Source organism: Paucibacter sp. B51 (genome assembly GCF_027863535.1).
GTDB lineage: Bacteria > Pseudomonadota > Gammaproteobacteria > Burkholderiales > Burkholderiaceae_C > Paucibacter_A > Paucibacter_A aquatilis.
The window spans coordinates 4,803,736-4,819,734 of record NZ_JAPIVN010000001.1; the positions used below are offsets into that span (position 1 = coordinate 4,803,736).

15 protein-coding genes are annotated in these 15,999 nt (G+C 65.4%); all 15 read right to left on the reverse strand.

The features are described from left to right. Positions 1-13: 13 nt before the first annotated feature. The 15 genes from OOB33_RS20255 to rlmN all read right to left on the reverse strand — a co-directional run bounded on the left by OOB33_RS20255 (position 14) and on the right by rlmN (position 15,919). Positions 14-1,351: an adenylosuccinate synthase gene (locus tag OOB33_RS20255; RefSeq protein ID WP_207795919.1), complete on the reverse strand. Its 1,338-nt coding sequence runs from the start codon at positions 1,349-1,351 to the stop codon at positions 14-16. 44 nt (positions 1,352-1,395) lie between these two features. Then, positions 1,396-2,559 carry an ATP phosphoribosyltransferase regulatory subunit gene (locus OOB33_RS20260; protein ID WP_271009941.1) on the reverse strand — a complete coding sequence of 388 codons (1,164 nt, stop codon included), beginning with the start codon at positions 2,557-2,559 and terminating at the stop codon, positions 1,396-1,398. 123 nt (positions 2,560-2,682) lie between these two features. Next, positions 2,683-2,874: a DUF2065 domain-containing protein gene (locus tag OOB33_RS20265; RefSeq protein WP_102767426.1), complete on the reverse strand. Its 192-nt coding sequence runs from the start codon at positions 2,872-2,874 to the stop codon at positions 2,683-2,685. A 39-nt stretch (positions 2,875-2,913) separates the two neighbouring features. Next, positions 2,914-3,816, reverse strand: coding sequence for a protease modulator HflC (gene hflC, locus OOB33_RS20270; protein ID WP_271009942.1), 903 nt, complete (start codon positions 3,814-3,816; stop codon positions 2,914-2,916). A gap of 18 nt (positions 3,817-3,834) precedes the next feature. Then, on the reverse strand, positions 3,835-5,154 hold the full coding sequence (hflK, locus tag OOB33_RS20275; RefSeq protein WP_394341034.1) for an FtsH protease activity modulator HflK: 1,320 nt from the start codon (positions 5,152-5,154) through the stop codon (positions 3,835-3,837). Between the two features lie 2 nt (positions 5,155-5,156). Beyond that, complete coding sequence (hflX, locus tag OOB33_RS20280) at positions 5,157-6,467, reverse strand: GTPase HflX (protein ID WP_442953030.1); 1,311 nt, start codon at positions 6,465-6,467, stop codon at positions 5,157-5,159. A gap of 29 nt (positions 6,468-6,496) precedes the next feature. Further along, positions 6,497-6,742: an RNA chaperone Hfq gene (gene hfq / locus OOB33_RS20285; RefSeq protein WP_102767430.1), complete on the reverse strand. Its 246-nt coding sequence runs from the start codon at positions 6,740-6,742 to the stop codon at positions 6,497-6,499. Between the two features lie 92 nt (positions 6,743-6,834). Beyond that, the gene (gene der, locus OOB33_RS20290; protein ID WP_102767431.1) at positions 6,835-8,172 is read right to left on the reverse strand and encodes a ribosome biogenesis GTPase Der; all 1,338 of its coding nucleotides are present in this window, start codon (positions 8,170-8,172) and stop codon (positions 6,835-6,837) included. Between the two features lie 50 nt (positions 8,173-8,222). Further along, positions 8,223-9,398, reverse strand: a complete 1,176-nt coding sequence (gene bamB / locus OOB33_RS20295; RefSeq protein WP_271009943.1) for an outer membrane protein assembly factor BamB — start codon at positions 9,396-9,398, stop codon at positions 8,223-8,225. Continuing rightward, positions 9,395-10,078 (reverse strand): YfgM family protein, encoded by a 684-nt coding sequence (locus OOB33_RS20300; protein ID WP_271009944.1) that lies wholly within the window; start codon positions 10,076-10,078, stop codon positions 9,395-9,397. Before OOB33_RS20300 ends, bamB begins: the two co-directional genes overlap by 4 nt. A 50-nt stretch (positions 10,079-10,128) precedes the next feature. Next, positions 10,129-11,451, reverse strand: a complete 1,323-nt coding sequence (hisS, locus tag OOB33_RS20305) for a histidine--tRNA ligase (protein WP_102767433.1) — start codon at positions 11,449-11,451, stop codon at positions 10,129-10,131. Positions 11,452-11,496: 45 nt separating this feature from the next. Next, entirely contained in the window at positions 11,497-12,801 is a 1,305-nt protein-coding gene (ispG, locus tag OOB33_RS20310; protein ID WP_102767434.1) for a flavodoxin-dependent (E)-4-hydroxy-3-methylbut-2-enyl-diphosphate synthase, read from the reverse strand. Between the two features lie 102 nt (positions 12,802-12,903). Next, a complete protein-coding gene (locus OOB33_RS20315; protein ID WP_165794534.1) occupies positions 12,904-13,911 on the reverse strand; it encodes a helix-turn-helix domain-containing protein in 1,008 nt (335 codons plus the stop codon). Between the two features lie 13 nt (positions 13,912-13,924). Then, on the reverse strand, positions 13,925-14,695 hold the full coding sequence (gene pilW, locus OOB33_RS20320; RefSeq protein WP_223696505.1) for a type IV pilus biogenesis/stability protein PilW: 771 nt from the start codon (positions 14,693-14,695) through the stop codon (positions 13,925-13,927). 102 nt (positions 14,696-14,797) lie between these two features. Next, positions 14,798-15,919 carry a 23S rRNA (adenine(2503)-C(2))-methyltransferase RlmN gene (gene rlmN / locus OOB33_RS20325; RefSeq protein WP_271009945.1) on the reverse strand — a complete coding sequence of 374 codons (1,122 nt, stop codon included), beginning with the start codon at positions 15,917-15,919 and terminating at the stop codon, positions 14,798-14,800. Between the last annotated feature and the right edge of the window lie 80 nt (positions 15,920-15,999).

Consider the following 15,999-nt stretch of genomic DNA (forward strand, 5'->3'; position numbering starts at 1 on the left):
GCGAGCGCGAGGCTCAGGCCGTGTAGGGATGACGCAGCAGGATGGTGTGCTCGCGGTCCGGACCGGTCGACACCATATCAATCGGCGCGCCGATGACTTCCTTGATACGTTGCAGGTAATTGCGCGCATTCAGCGGCAACGCGTCCCAGGAGGTGGCACCGAAGGTGGTCTCGGTCCAGCCCGGGAAGGTTTCGTAAATCGCTTCGCTGCCGACGATCTCATCGCCATCGAGCGGCAGGATGTCGAGCACGCGGCCGTCGGCCAGCTTGTAGCCCACGCACATCTTGATCTCGCTCAGACCATCCAGCACGTCGAGCTTGGTGATGCACAGGCCCGTGATGCCGTTGATGATGACCGAACGCTTGAGCGCCGCGGCATCAAACCAACCACAGCGACGGGCGCGGCCGGTCACGGTGCCTTTTTCCTGGCCCACGGTGGACAGGTGGTAGCCGACGGTGCCTTCCTTTTCCCACTCGAGCTCGGTCGGGAACGGGCCCGAGCCGACGCGGGTGGTGTAGGCCTTGGTGATGCCCAGCATGTAGTGCAGCATCTGCGGGCCCACGCCAGCGCCTGCAGCGGCATTGCCAGCCACGCAGTTGCTCGAGGTGACATAGGGGTAGGTGCCGTGGTCGATGTCCAGCAGCGTGCCTTGCGCGCCTTCGAACAGGATGTTGGCGCCTGCCAGATGCGCCTTGTGGATCATGTAGCCCACATCGGCCATCATGGGCTTGATCACCTCAGCCATCTTCATGGCCTGATCAAAGATGGGCTGGAACTCCAGAGCCTTGGCATTCAGATAACCAGCCAGCGCAAAGTTGTGCAGCTCCAGCAGCTCGCGCAGCTTCTTGGCAAAACGATCAGGATGCTTCAGGTCTTGCACACGCAGGGCACGGCGGGCGACCTTGTCTTCGTAGGCCGGGCCGATGCCCTTGCCGGTGGTGCCGATCTTGCCGGCGCCGCTGCTTTCACGCAGGGCTTCGCGAGCCTTGTCCACTTCCACATGGAAGGGCAGGATCAGCGGGCAGGACTCGCTGATGAAAAGGCGCGAACGCACTTCCACGCCCGCCTTCTCCAGGCGCTCGATCTCACCGAGCAAATGGGTTGGATCGACCACCACACCGTTGCCGATGTAGCAGGCCACGCCGTCGCGCATGATGCCCGAGGGGATCAGCTGCAGCGCGGTCTTCACGCCCTTGATGACCAAGGTGTGGCCGGCATTGTGGCCGCCCTGGAAACGCACCACGCCCTGGGCGTGGTCGGTCATCCAGTCGACAACCTTGCCCTTGCCTTCGTCACCCCATTGAGTGCCCACAACAACCACATTGCGGCCACGAGCGATTTCGCTATTCATCTTGATAACCCGATGATCAAAAGTAATTCCTGGCGACACGCGACTCAGAGCGCGCGCACCACCCACTGAGTGTCGATCTGGACCAGCTCGCGGTCGCAGTCGAATTCGTCGCCTTCGTGTTCATGCCCTGGCAGCACGCACACCACGGTTTCACCCGCCTCGCGCAGCCGACGCACCGCCGCCCGCAACTCGGCATCCTCGCCCCAGGGCGCCCGGACCGCCGCCCGCAAGGGGCTGGCCGGGCTCAGGGCCTCGAGCGTCTTCAGGTCGAGGCTGAAGCCCACCGCCGGGCGGCGACGGCCAAACACCGCCCCCACCTCGTCGTAACGACCGCCGCGCAGCACGGCATCGCTGAAACCCTCGGCGTAGAGCGCGAAGCGCACGCCGCTGTAATAGGCATAGCCCGTCAGATCCGCCAAGTCAAAGCCGATGCGGATGTCCGGATGGCTGTGCTGCAGGTGCTGAGCCAGCCATTGCAGATCGTCAAGCGCGGCCGTGATCAGCGGATGCGCAGGCAAGACCTCGCGCGCGCGCGCCAGCACCTCGACACCTCCGAACAGCGACAGCAGACTTTGCAAATGCGCCTGCACCGCCGCCGGCAAATCGACCGACAAGGCGCGCAACGAACCGGCATCCTTGCTGGCCATGGCACCCACCAGGGCATCCAGCTGCAAGGCCGACAGCTGCAGATCACCCAGCACACCACGCACCAGACGGGCATCGCCCATGTCCAAGGCGGCGTGCTTGAGGCCTGCACGTTGCACCGCATCGAGGGCCAGCTCCTGCACTTCCAGATCGGCCTCAAGGCCGGCATGGCCGTAGATCTCGATACCGAACTGCAGCGGCTCGCGGGTCGCATGCAAGCCCGCCGGACGGGTGTGCAGCACCGGGCCGCAGTAGCACAGGCGGGTCACACCGGCGCGGTTCAGCAGGTGCGCGTCGATGCGAGCCACCTGGGGCGTGGTGTCCGCGCGCAGGCCGAGGCTTCGACCCGAGAGCTGATCCACCAGTTTGAAGGTTTGCAGGTCCAGCGCGTGGCCGGTTCCGGAGAGCAGCGAGTCCAGATGCTCCAGCAGCGGGGGCATCACCAGCTCGCAACCGTAGCTGCGCGCCATGTCCAGAAGCTCGCGGCGCAGCTCTTCGATGCGGCGCGCCTGGGACGGCAGAACGTCAGCGATATGCTCGGGCAGCAGCCAAGCAGAGGCCATGGGGATTCGGGAGGGGGTTAAAAACGCATTGTACCGGCGCTGCGGCCGGATTGCCCCTCGGGCATCCCCAATTCCCCGCTTTCCCCCGTTTTTCCGCGCTCAGCGGCGCAAATCAAACACGCTTCACTGCGAAATCCACAACAAAGCGAGCAGCCCCGCCAGCATGCTGAGCAAGCCGACAAAACGGATCTGCCCGTCGGTCATGGCCAGCATGCGGGCGAAGACCTGGCGCCAGGAGGCCGGGCTGAGCAGGGGCAACAAGCCTTCGATCACCAGCATCAAGGCCAGCGCCGTCAACCAGCTGTTGCCACTCATGCGCCCTGCCCTCCTCGCGTGTTGCCAGCGATGCCGCGTTTACTTGCGCGGACCGGAGGTCGCCGCACCACCGGCAGCGCCGGAGCCACGCATGGCCCTGAAGAAGTCGCTGCTCGGGTCCACCACCATCACATCCGACTTGTTACGGAAGGTGCTGCGGTAAGCCTCCAGCTGGCGGTAGAACTGCGCAAACTGCGGGTCACGACCGAAGGCTTCGGCGTACAGGGCCGAAGCCTTGGCATCGCCCTCACCCTTGATCTTCTGCGCATCGCGGTAGGCCTCGGCCACGATCACTTCGCGCTGACGGTCGGCATCGGCCTTGATCTTTTCAGCATCCGCGCCACCGGTGGAACGCAGCTCATTGGCCACGCGCAGGCGCTCGGACTTCATGCGGTTGTAGACCGAGTCGGTGATGTTGGCGGAGAAGTCGACGCGCTTGATGCGTACATCCACCACCTCGATACCGAACTGCTTGGCCTCGTCTTCCAGGCGCTTGCGCACATCGTTCATGACCTTCTCGCGCTCGGTCGAGAGCACGGCCAGCACGGTGCGCTTGGTCACTTCTTCGTTGAACGCCGCTTGCACGATGGGGCTCAGGCGGTTCTCGACGTTACGCATGTCGGAGCCGTTGTTGCGGATGAACTGGCGCGGCTCGGCCACGCGCCACTTCACCAGCCAATCGATCACCAGGCTCTTCTTCTCGGCCGTGAAGATCGGGCGCGACTCGGGGCTGTCCAGGGTCTGCACACGGCGATCCAGCAAAACTGCGTTCTGCAGCGGCGGCGGCAGCTTGACCTTCAGACCGGGCTCGGTGATGACTTCCTTGATTTCACCCAGGGCGTAGACGACCGCGAACTGGCGCTGGTCGACGATGAAGAGCATGGAGCTGGCCAGCATGAAGGCGATCAGGGCGCCGACCGCGATGGAGGCAATACGGTTCATCTCTATCACTCCCTGAAATCAACGGCCGTCGCGGCTGCGCAGGCCGTCGCGCGAACGCATGTCGTTATTGCCCACGGTGGCCGGGGTCTCGCTGGACGGCACAGCCGCCGGCACGGTGCTGGTGACACTGCCACCGGCCTGCTGGATCAGCTTGTCCAACGGCAGGTACAGCAGGTTGGAGCCATTGCGGCTGTCCACCATCACCTTGCTGACGTTGGAATAAACCTGTTGCATGGTGTCGGTGTAGAGGCGGTCGCGTGTGACCGCCGGTGCCTTCTGGTACTCGGCCAGCACACTCTTGAAGCGCTGCGCATCACCTTCGGCCTGCGCCACCACACGAGCCTTGTAACCCTCGGCCTCTTCGCGCAGGCGCGCCGAAGTGCCTTGGGCCTTGGGGATCACGTCGTTGGCGTAGGCCTGGCCTTCGTTCTTCAGGCGCTCGCGGTCGGCGCCGGCCTTGAAGGCATCGTCGAAGGCAGCCTGCACCTGCTCGGGCGCCTGCACGTTCTGCACGTTCACGGCCTTGATCAGGATGCCGGCCTTCAGACGATCCATCTGGGCCTGCACCGACTTGACCAGCTCGGCCGCGATGGCATCGCGCTGCTCGTACAGCACCGAGTCCATCTTGCTTTTGCCGACGATCTCGCGCACGGCCGATTCGGCCGCCAAGATCACCGCCTCATCGGGCTTGTTGTTCTCGAACAGGTAGTCGCGCGCATCCTTGAGGATGAACTGCACGGTGAAGCGGATGTCGACGATGTTCTCGTCCTGCGTCAGCATGGAAGAGTCACGCAGCCCCGTGGCCGCCACCACCGAGTTGCGGCCCACCTCGACCTGGCGCAGCTGGGTCACGGCGACCACCTCGCTGGCCTGGAAGGGGAACGGCAGGCGCCACTGGAAGCCGGCATCGACCGTCTTGCTGTACTTGCCGAAGGAGGTGATCACCCCTTGCTGGCCTTCCTGCACGATAAAGAAGCCGCTGCCCAGCCAACCGACCAACACCACGCCGCCGATCAGCAAAGCGCCGACGCTGGCGCTCTTCATATCGGGCTGGTAGTTGTTGCCACCACCCGAGTCGCCGTTGTTGTTATTGCCGCCATTGCCGGCGGGCTTACCACCGAACATGCCGGAGAGCTTGCGATTGAAATCACGCCAGAGCTCATCCAGATCCGGCGGGCCGTCATTGCGGCCGTTGTTCAGCAGACGTCCTGCCCGCCAGTTCTGGGGCCACAGGCCGCGCAGCAAAGCGGCAGCCGCGGCCGCCAGAGGCTTGATGCGGCCGGCAGCGGGGCTGCTCATCACGGGCCGCTCGGGGCTCACGCGCTCGTAGGTGTTCATGCTCATGCCTGTGTGGGATGGGTGTCGGCAGGGTCGCACGTCACGGCGTCTGCCAGCGGTTGTTCGGAATCGTCGAAATCCAGTGAGGCGAAGTCCACCCCTGCATCTGGGGTGAGACCTGGGGAATTCAAGTCGGCCGGGCGCTGCGTCAGCAGGGCCTGCACGATCTGCTCGCGCAGCACATCAAGGCCGCTGCCATCGAGCGCGCTGACGAAGACACGCGGCACCCGCGCACCGACGCTGCCATCGCTCTGGCGCTCGATCCAATCCATGCCACTGCGTGGACGCTGGCTCTCTTCCAGCATGTCCTGCTTGTTGTAGACCAGGATCTGCGGGATGTGGTCGGCGCCGATTTCCTCCAGCACCCGCTCCACTTCCAGCATCTGCTCTTCCAGCACGGGCGAGGCCGCGTCGACCACATGCAAGAGCAGGTCGGCATCGGCCGCCTCCTGCAAGGTGGCGCGGAAAGCCTCGACCAGCTTGTGCGGCAGGTCGCGGATGAACCCCACGGTGTCGGACAAGGACACGCTGGCGCCGGCCTGCTCCAGATAGAGCGATCGCGTGGTGGTGTCCAGCGTGGCGAAGAGCTGGTCGGCCGCGTAGGTGCGCGCCTTGACCAAGGCATTGAAGAGCGTCGACTTGCCGGCATTGGTGTAGCCGACCAAGGACACGCGGAACACGCTGTTGCGGGCGCGCGCGCGCTGCTGGGTGCTGCGCTGGCGCTGCACTTTCTTGAGCTTTTCCTTGATGGCCTTGATGCGGTCATCGATCATGCGGCGGTCCAGCTCGATCTGGGCTTCGCCGGGGCCGCCGCGCATGCCGATGCCGCCGCTCTGTCGCTCCAAATGGCTCCAGCGGCGCACCAGGCGTGTGGCCAGGTATTGCAAGCGGGCCAGCTCGACCTGCATCTTGCCTTCATGGCTCTTGGCACGGGCGGCAAAGATCTCCAGGATCAAGGCGGTGCGATCGGCCACGGGCACGCCCAGCACACGCTCGAGATTGCGCTGCTGCGCCGGCGAGATCGCCTGGTCGAACAGCACGGTGTGGGCCTGGTGCATCTGCACCAGCAGCTTGATCTCGTCGGCCTTGCCAGAACCGACAAACAGCGCTGCATCGGGCGACTGGCGGCGGGCGATCACCCGGGCCACCGGCGTGTCGCCGGCGGATTCGGCCAGCAAGGCCAGCTCGTCCAGGGTGGGATCGAATGTGGATGCGAACGAAGACTTGGCGTGGCGGCCGAAATCAACGCCCACAAGAATGGCACGCGCCGCCTCAGAAGGCGGCGACGTGTGGGTGGAGTCAGCGGAACTCAAGGTGTGGGCAAGGGGCAAAAGCCCAGGTTTCAGTGCGCTTCGTCAGCGCTGTCGGCGGTGTGGAAATTCACCGCACGACCCGGCACCACCGTGGAGATGGCGTGCTTGTAGACCATCTGCGTGACCGTGTTGCGCAGCAGAACCACATACTGGTCAAACGACTCGATGTGACCTTGCAGCTTGATGCCGTTGACCAGGTAGATGGACACCGGCACATGCTCCTTGCGCAGCAGGTTCAGGAAGGGATCTTGCAGGAGTTGGCCTTTGTTGCTCACGATATGCTCCGTGTTGTGAGAGGGATTTGGAGGGAACGGCGTTCACCTTAACACAGGCCGGCCGCCACCGCTGCGGGCCCGGGAGACAGGCTTCAGCTGTCTTTGTCGCTGTAGGGATTCTTCGAGGAACGCATCTCGATGCGCATGGGCGTGCCGACCAGCTTGTAGTGGGCGCGGATGCGGCCTTCCAGATAGCGTTTGTAGGCCTCGGTCACGCCTTCCAGCGAATTGCCGTGCACGATCACCAGAGGCGGATTCATGCCGCCCTGGTGGGCGTAGCGCAGCTTGGGGCGGAAGTGCCCGCTGCGTTTGGGCGTTTGGTGCTCCACCGCTTCCTGGATCAGGCGCGTCAGCACCGGCGTGGTCATCTTGCGGTAGGCCGAAGCATAGGCATCGGCCAGAGCGCCCCAGAGCGGACCCAAGCCCTGGCGCTTGAGCGCCGAGATATTGTGGATCGGGGCGAACTTCAAAAACGCCAGGCGCTGCTCGATCGAGCGCTGCAGCTGCTCGCGCTGGTAGCTGTCGATGGCGTCCCATTTGTTGACGGCCAGCACCACGGCACGGCCGCTCTCCAGGATGTAACCCGCAATGTGCGCGTCTTGATCGGACACGCCTTGGGTCGCATCCAGCAGCAGCAGCACGACATTGGCGTCGGCGATGGCCTGCAAGGTCTTGACCACCGAGAACTTTTCGATGGCTTCGAAGACCTTGCCCTTGCGGCGCAGGCCGGCGGTGTCGATCAGCTGGAACTGCTGACCATTCCGCTCAAAAGGCACGGCAATGGCGTCGCGCGTGGTGCCCGGCATGTCGAAGGCCACCAGGCGCTCTTCACCCAGCCAGGTGTTGATCAGCGTGCTCTTGCCCACATTGGGGCGGCCGGCCACGGCCAGACGGATGACGCCGTCGTTCTCGGGCGCAGCCTCTTCGTCTTCTTCAAACTCGAAGGGCTCCAGCACCGCTTCCAGCAGGCTGCGGATGCCCTGTCCGTGCGAGGCCGAAATCGGGTGCGGCTCCCCCAGGCCCAGCTCATGGAACTCACCCAGCAGGGGCGAATCGCTCATGCCCTCGGCCTTGTTCACGGCCAGGAAGATGCGCTTGTTGGCCTGGCGCAGATAGCGGGCGATGTCACTGTCCTGGGCCGACAGACCCAGGCGCACATCGACCACAAAGACCACGGCATCGGCCTCGGCCACGGCCTGGCGGGTCTGCTTGGCCATTTCCTTGACGATGCCGGTGGTGCTGTCGGGCTCGAAACCGCCGGTGTCGATGACGATGAACTCACGATCACCCAGACGAGCGTCACCGTAGTGGCGGTCGCGCGTCAGGCCGGCGAAATCCGCGACGATGGCGTCGCGGCTCTTGGTCAGCCGGTTGAAGAGCGTGGACTTGCCCACATTGGGGCGTCCGACCAGGGCGATGACGGGTTTCATATTCTTATTGTTCTCACTGCTAGGGGTTCAAAGCCGGCCGGAGCCGGGTCTTACTCAGGTCGCAAGGCGTACAGCCCGCCATTGCGGGTGGCCACCAGAATGGTCGTGCCCAGGGCCACGGGGGCGGCCTGGATGGCCGAGCCATCGGTGGCCAGGCGCAGCTGGGTGCGGCCGTTGTCCAGGGCCAGGAAATGCACCTGGCCTTCGAAGTCACCGACCACCACATTCTTGCCCACCACCAGCGGCGCGCTCAGGCGGCGGTGCTGGAACTGATCGGCCGTCCACATCACATCGCCATTGCCCAGGCCCCAGGCCGTGATGCGATCCGAAGCGTCGGCTGCAACGACGGCGGTGGCACCGCCACCGATGCCATTCATGCCGCCGAAGTTGCGGCTCCAGAGCGCGCTGCCGCGTTCGGCATTGACGCAGCCCACGGCGGACTGGAAGGCGCGCGCGCAGATCATGTCGCCCTGACGAACAGCGGGGGCCACCAGATCGGCCAGGCGCTCGACTTCATTGGTGCCACGCGGGCTGGCCACGCTGGCCTCCCAGCGCACCGAACCACGCAGCGGATCGACACCCGCCATGCGCGGGCCCTGGCCGACGATCAAGGTGTCCTTGAAGGCGGCCAGCACTCCGGGCTGGGCCAGGGTCAGGGGCTCGCCGGGGCGGCGCAGATTCCAGAGCAGGCGGCCGTCCAGGGCATCGAAAGCCTGGACCTGGCGATCCACAGTCAGCACGAAGACGCGCTCGCCCGCCACCAGGGGCGCTGCCAGCACGGCACTGGGCAGCGGCTTGCGCCAGAGCACGCGGCCGGCTTCCAGCACCACCACCTCGTTCTCACGCGTCACCACGGCAGCGAAACGGCCGTCCGAGCCGACACCGGCGCTGAGCTTCTGGCCCACATCCACCCGCCAGGCCGAGCGGCCATCGCTGGCCTGCAAGGCCTCGACCACGCCGCCGCTGCCGGCGACCACGAACTGGTCGGCCACGGTGGCGATCGAAAGTGGGAACTGCACCGAATCGATGCGGCTGTTCCAGACCACGCGGCCAGCGATCTCGGGCGTCAGCGTTTCCAGCGGCGTGGGCTTGGGTGCGTTCGAGGAGCCGAACAGCGAGCAGCCCGACAAGCCGGTCAGCACGGCCGCAGCCGCCAGGGCCAGCGCACCAGCGCGCAGGCGGGACGCACCCATCTGCACCGTCGTCGTCTTCAGCGCGCCGCTCACTTGGCCGCTCCTTGGCCGGCGGCCGCTGCTTCTTCCACCGGCGGGGCCACGCCCAGGGTGCTCAGCTTGGCCTCGATCAGGCGGCGGTAGTCCTGGTTCTTGTCCATGGCGGCATAGGCTTTCTGGTACTCGGCCTTGGCCAGATCCGGCTTGGACTGCAAGACCAGCAGGTCACCGCGGCGGTCGGCCTGCAGGGCGACGAAATCGGGCGACTTGATCGCATCCAGGGTCTTGGCCGCCTCGTCGTACTGCTTGGCATCGAGTTGCAGACCGGCCAGACGCAGGCGGGCGACATCGCGCACATCTTCTTGCGAAGCGCTGCTGGCTGCCCAACTCAGGCTGGCGCGGGCGGCATCGGCCTGACCCTTGTCGAACTGAGCCTTGGCGGCCTGCAGCGCAGCTTGAGCGGCATAGGTGGTGCTGGGAAAACGCTCTTTCAGATCACCAAAAACGCGGCCGGCCTTTTCGGCATCACCGGCCTGCACGGCACGGTCCAGCTCGTCGTACATGGCCGCGGCCTTGCTGGCCTGGTCACGCTGGTACCAGTTCCAACCGTTCCAGCCGGCATAGGCCGCCAGGGCGATGGTCAGCGCCCAGGTGATCAGATTGCCCCAGGTTTTCCAAAAAGCCTTCAGCTGGTCCAGCTGTTCTTGTTCTTCGAGATCGAGATGCGACGCCATGAATGAAAGATTCTCGGATTGCGGTGGTGAAAACGGGAGGAAGGCCGCGATTATGCGTTGAGCAGCTCGGCTGCCCAGTCGGCCGCCGACGAAATGCTGCGGGTGTACTGCGCCGCCCCCTCGGGTTGCATTCCCTGGCGGAGCGGCTTGACGGCCACTTCACCGCGGGCGACTTCGTCCTCGCCGAAGATCAGGGCAAAGGCCGCACCGCTGGCATCGGCCTTCTTGAACTGCGACTTCATGCTGCTCTGCCCCGGGTGCAGGATCACGCTGATGCCGGCGCCCCGCAGGGCCTCCAGCGCCACCATGACCTGGGCCAGGCCGTTGGCCGAGGGCACGATGGCGTAGGCATGCGGGGTCGGCGCGGCCGGGGCCACGCCCACTTCTTCCAGCAAAAGCAGCATGCGTTCCATGCCCATGCCGAAGCCCACGGCCGGCGTGGCCTTGCCACCCAGCTGCTCGATCAGGCCGTCGTAGCGGCCGCCGCCGCAGACCGTGCCTTGCGAGCCCAGCTTGTCGGTGACCCACTCGAACACGGTCAGGTTGTAGTAGTCCAGGCCGCGCACCAGGCGCGGGTTGATGCGATAGGCCACGCCTGCGGCATCGAGGATGGCGCGCACGCCGTTGAAATGCGCCAGCGAGGCTTCACCCAGGAAATCCAGCAGCTTGGGCGCGGCATTCGCCATCTCCTGCAGGGCCGGATTCTTGGTATCCAGCACGCGCAGGGGGTTGGTGTAGAGGCGGCGCTGGCTGTCTTCATCGAGCAGGTCCTTGTGCGCCTCCAGGTGGGCGATCAGGGCCTCGCGGTGGGCGCGGCGCTCGGCCGCTTCGCCCAGGCAGTTCAGCTCCAGGCTGACATGCTCGCCATCCTTCAGACCCAGCTCGCGCAAGAGGCGGCTGCCCATCAAGATCACTTCGGCGTCGACATCGGGGCCGGCAAAGCCCAGGGCCTCGACACCCATCTGATGGAACTGGCGGTAACGACCCTTCTGCGGCTTTTCGCGGCGGAACATGGGGCCGAAGTAGTACAGGCGGCGGCCCGAGTCGCGCAGGAAGGAATGCTCGATCATGGCGCGCACCACGCCGGCCGTCATCTCCGGGCGCAGGGCCAGATGCTCGGCCTGGCCATGCTTGTCGGCACGGTCTTCGAAGGCGTACATCTCCTTCTCGACGATGTCGGTCACCTCGCCAATGCCTCGCACGAACAGGGCCGTGGGCTCAACGATGGGCGTGCGCACATTCTGATAGCCATAGCGTTGCAACACGCTGCGCATCTTGGCTTCCAGCCATTCCCAGCGCGCCGAGTCGGGCGGCAGGATGTCGTTCATGCCCTTGACGGCTTGCAGCTGGGGCAACTTCTTCGGTTCACTCATGGGTGTGGAATTCGCGGTGTTCTTTTTTTCAAGCAATGCCAGCGCTCAGGCCGCTTGCACGGCGCCAAAGCGCTTCTCGATGTAGTTCTCGACCAGGGCGTGGAACTCGTTGGCGATGTTCTCGCCGCGCAGGGTCAGGGCCTTCTCGCCGTCGATGAAGACAGGCGCAGCCGGCGCCTCGCCGGTGCCCGGCAGGCTGATGCCGATGTCGGCGTGCTTGCTCTCGCCGGGGCCGTTGACGATGCAGCCCATCACGGCCACCTTGAGGTTTTCCACGCCGGGGTACTTTTTGCGCCAGACCGGCATCTGCTCACGCAGGAAATCGTCGATCTGCTTGGCCAGCTCCTGGAAGGTGGTGCTGGTGGTGCGGCCGCAGCCCGGGCAGGCGGTCACGCTGGGGTTGAAGGCACGCAGGCCCAGAGACTGCAAGATCTCCAACGCGACCACCACCTCTTGCGTGCGAGATTCGCCAGGCTGGGGCGTCAGCGAGACACGGATGGTGTCGCCGATACCCTCTTGAAGCAGGATGGACAAGGCCGTGGCCGAGGCCACCGTGCCCTTGGTGCCCATGCCGGCTTCGGTCAGACCCAGGTGCAGGGCGTAATCGCAGCGCTGGCTGAGCGCACGGTAGACCGAGATCAGGTCCTGCACACCGCTGACCTTGCAGCTGATGATGATGTTGTCGGGGTTCATGCCCAGTTCGCGGGCGTACTCGGCCGAACTCAGGGCCGACTGGATCAGCGCCTGGTACATGACCTGCTTGGCATCCCAGGGCTCGGCGCGCTGGGCGTTCTCGTCCATCATGGCGGCGAGCAATTCCTGATCCAGGCTGCCCCAGTTGACGCCGATGCGCACGACCTTGTCGTACTTGATCGCGGCCTCGATCATCATCGCGAACTGGCGGTCTTTCTTGTCGCCCTTGCCCACATTGCCCGGATTGATGCGGTACTTGGACAAGGCTTGCGCCATGGCCGGGTACTCGCTCAGCAGACGGTGGCCGTTGTAGTGGAAATCGCCCACCAGAGGCACATCGATGCCCATGCGATCGAGCTGCTCGCGGATGTGCGGCACGGCCTCGGCCGCCTCGGGCGTGTTGACCGTGATGCGCACCAGCTCGGAGCCGGCAATCGCCAGCTCCTTGATCTGGATGGCGGTGCCGATCACATCCACGGTGTCGGTGTTGGTCATGGACTGCACGCGCACCGGCGCATCACCGCCGATGGTGACCACACGCGAACCCCAGCGAACCTGGGCCTGGCGCGAGCGGCGCGCAGCCGGTTGGGCGGCGGCCACGGCCAAGAAGGGAGAGGACGCCAGCGCGGGGCTGGTCTCGTCAGGCGTTGCGCTCATATGTCGATGCTGCTGTGAGGTTCGGCAAAAAACAGGGCTTGGATTCGCGAGGATGCAGGCTGGGGTGAGGGGTCAGGCGCCGGCACCGCTCGGATCCATCGGTCAATTCAGTTCCAGGCGTGCCACGTTATCCTTGGACCGCGACACCAGATCCACCGGCTCGCCACGCAAGATCAACTCAGTGCCGGCCACATTGCCCACGCGTACACGCAGAGGCGGCAGGCCGGCCAGATTCTGCGCATCACCGGGACGCAGGAGCTTGGACAAGAGGGTACGGCCCGAAGCGTCCACCACCTCGACCCAGGACTCGGAGCTGACCTTGACCACCAGCGGCACGGAGCCCGGCGGTGGCGCCAGCGGCTGCGCAGGTGCGATCGCAGCTGCCGAAGCGGCTGCGGCAAGTGGCTTCGTCAAGGCAGGTGACGGCGGGCTCAAACGCAAGTCCTGCCCAGTTGTGGACTGCAGGCCCACAGCGGCAGCGCTGGCGGGCGCTTGAAGCACCGGGCTCGACTGAGCCATGACGGCAGAGGCCGAAGCGGGCGCCGCGAGCACCGGGGCCGAAGCCGTGACCAAAGGCGCCTCGACCGGCACGGGCAAGGTGGCAGAGCTCGACTCCACCGCCTCGCTGGCCGCCGGGCCTGCCGCGCCGAGCGAGGCGGCCGAGGGCAGCCAGGCCGCAGGCATCAGGTAAACACCGACCGCAGCAGCCAGCAACAAGGCCGGCCCCCAAACCACCGGCCGCTGAATGAGCGCCAGCGAGAAACCACCCTCCCCGGCCGTGCGGTCGCGGAAAGGCTGATTCAGGCCGCGCGACATGGTCAGCTCGCGGTCTTCGCTGTTCGGCAGCAGGGCCAGCACCGGCGCAGCATCGATCTTGAGCACGCGGCAGATGGACTTGGCCAGCGCACGCACAAAGGTCGTGTCCGGCAGCTCATCCCAGCGGTCGGCTTCCAGCGCCTCGAGCTTGGACGGGTGAACCTTGAGCGTGGCCGCCAGGGCGACGATGTGCAGGCCATGGCGCTGGCGCGCATCGCGCAACCAGGCGCCCGCGGTCTGGCGCGGCGCGGCCATGCCCGACACGGGCGCGGCCTCGCTCAGGATCGAAGACATGCGATCTCCCTCTTCACTCATCGAAGCGCCCATTGTTCAAGGCTTGCAGCTCGGCCGACTGCGGATGACGACGACGCAGCAATTGGCCCAGTTCATCCACGCCGGCATTGTTGTTGAGACGGCGCTCGATGCGCAGGGCCAGCCAGAGCGTCTGCGCTGTGCTCTGGTCTTCCTGGGCATTGACCCGTTTGATGTAGAAGCGCGCGCGTTCGTACTGCTGATTGCGGTACAGCACCTCGGCCAGATTGACGGCCACGGCCGGGTTGCCCGGATCGAACTCGAAGGCCTTGACCAGGCTGGCTTCGGCTTCGGCCAAGCGGCCGGCGCGCGCTTCGCACACGCCCTTGGCCAGGTAGGTGCGCGCCGGCGCGCGGTAGCTGGGCTGCGCCAGGGCCTGCTCGAAGCGGCTGCTGGCTTCGGCCCAGCGCTGCTGCTGGCACATCAGCCAGCCGTAGTTGTGCAAGGTGTCGGGGTCTTGCGGGTAGAGCACCAGCGCGCGGCGGAAGTTGTCGTCGGCCAGCTGAGGTTCCCCCATGGCCGCATACACCAGGCCGCGCAGATTGATGGCCTCGCGCATATCGGGCTTGGCGGTCAGGGCCTGCTTGATTTCGTCGAGCGCGGTGTTGTACTGGCCGCGCGAGAAATAGCCGGCCGCCAACTCCAGGCGCACACCGGCGCGGCGGTCCGCATCGGTCTGATCGAAGGCGGTGCGCGGGCCCGTGCTGGCAGTGGGCGCCGGGGCCGCACAGGCCGCCAGCATCAGCACCAAGCCCGCCAACAGCATGCGGGACCCGGACTTCGCCACCAAAGATGCCAAACCTGTCTGCTCAGTTCTTGTTTTCATTGGGCTGTTGTCTTCACCAGGGGTTCGAAAAGTTCACTGCACTCAGGGAGAACTTGCGCCTTTTACCACCACTGGCGCACGCACCATGCGAATGTGGGCCTGGGTGCGATCCTGCACCTCGCCGGCCAGCTGCCCGCAGGCCGCGTCGATGTCGTCACCGCGCGTCTTGCGCACCGTCGTCACCAGGCCGGCATTGAGCAGCACCTCGGCAAAGGCCTTGACGCGCTCGTTCGAGCTGCGCAGCAGGCCAGAAGCCGGGAAGGGATTGAAGGGGATCAGATTGATCTTGCAGGAGACCCCGTGGGTTCCGCACAGCAGCTTGACCAGGGTCTGCGCCTGCTCGGGCGTGTCGTTGACGCCATCCAGCATGCAGTATTCGAAGGTGATGAAGTCGCGTGGCGCCTTGTCCAGGTAGCGATTGCAGGCCTCCAGCAGCTCGGCAATCGGGTACTTCTTGTTCAGCGGCACGAGCTGGTCGCGCAGCGGGTCGGTCGGCGCGTGCAGGGACACGGCCAGGGCCACCGGGCAGTCCTCGCGCAGGCGGTCGATCATGGGCACCACGCCCGAGGTCGAGACCGTCACGCGGCGGCGCGACAGACCATAGCCATGGTCGTCCAGCATCATGCGCAGGGCCGGCACCAGGGCGTTGTAGTTCTGCAGGGGTTCGCCCATGCCCATCATCACCACGTTGGAGATGATGCGTTCATCGCGGCCCAGGTCGCGGCGCAGCTGGTGCTCGGCGTACCAGAGCTGGGCCATGATTTCCCAGGTCTCGAGGTTGCGACTGAAGCCCTGATGGCCGGTGGAGCAAAAACGGCAGCCCACGGCACAACCGGCTTGGCTGGACACGCACAGCGTGCCACGGTCGCTTTCGGGGATGTAGACGGCTTCCACGGCATTGCCGGCGCCCACGTCAAACAACCATTTGACCGTGCCGTCCGCGGAGCGATGTTCAGAAATCACCGGCAACGCCTGAATATGCGCCCGGCTGGCCAGCTTGTCGCGCAGCGACTTGGCCAGGTCGGTCATCTGAGCGAAATCAGATGCACCTTTTTGATGGATCCAGCGGAACAGCTGGGTGGCGCGAAAACGCTTTTCCCCCAGCTGCTCGCAGTACGCAGCCAGGCCTTCCAGATCGAATCCAAGCAGGTTGACCGCGTCCATGATCTTGCCTCTATCTCTTGTCGTCAGGGCCGGGCCCGAAATGGCGCCGCCCTGGTTTGCAAAAACCGCCGCAAGCCCGA